Origin of the sequence: Tsukamurella sputi (assembly GCF_007858445.1) — a bacterium.
Lineage (GTDB): Bacteria > Actinomycetota > Actinomycetes > Mycobacteriales > Mycobacteriaceae > Tsukamurella > Tsukamurella sputi.
This window is the reverse complement of record NZ_VIGV01000262.1, coordinates 1-501: the sequence shown is the minus strand read 5'-3', so window position 1 is coordinate 501 and position 501 is coordinate 1. Positions and strand designations below refer to the sequence as shown.

The 501-nt window shown below is 70.9% G+C and carries 1 protein-coding gene; it reads left to right on the top strand.

Going from position 1 to position 501, the window contains the following annotated elements; genetic code table 11:
- The coding region (locus FK268_RS24065) for a sugar phosphate isomerase/epimerase family protein (protein ID WP_146437938.1) at positions 1-501 on the top strand (501 nt) is incomplete at both ends.

Sequence of the window (501 nt, the reverse complement as noted above, 5' to 3'; positions counted from 1 at the left end):
GAGAAGCTCGAGGACGCCTTCCGGTACGCCGCGGAGACCGGCTACGACGGGGTCGAGCTCATGGTCTGGCACGAGTCGGCGAGCCAGGACATCGCGAACGTCGCCGGCCTGTCGATGCGCTACGACGTTCCGGTGCTGTCCGTCCACGCGCCCTGCCTGCTCATCAGCCAGCGCGTGTGGGGCCCCGACCCCATGGCGAAGCTCGGTCGCGCGGTGACGGCGGCGGAGGACCTGGGCGCCGACACCGTCGTGGTGCACCCGCCCTTCCGCTGGCAGCGGCGCTACGCCGAGAACTTCATCGACCTCGTCAGTGAGCTCGAGGACGGCAGCCACGTCGCGGTCGCCGTGGAGAACATGTTCCCGATGCGGCTCGACGCCTTCTTCGGGCGCCGCGGCGAGGCTGCCGAGCGGCTCAAGCGGCGCGGTCACCCGGGCACCGCCGTCTCGGCGTTCGCACCGTCGATCGACCCGACGGACGTGGGCTACGCGAATTACACCCTG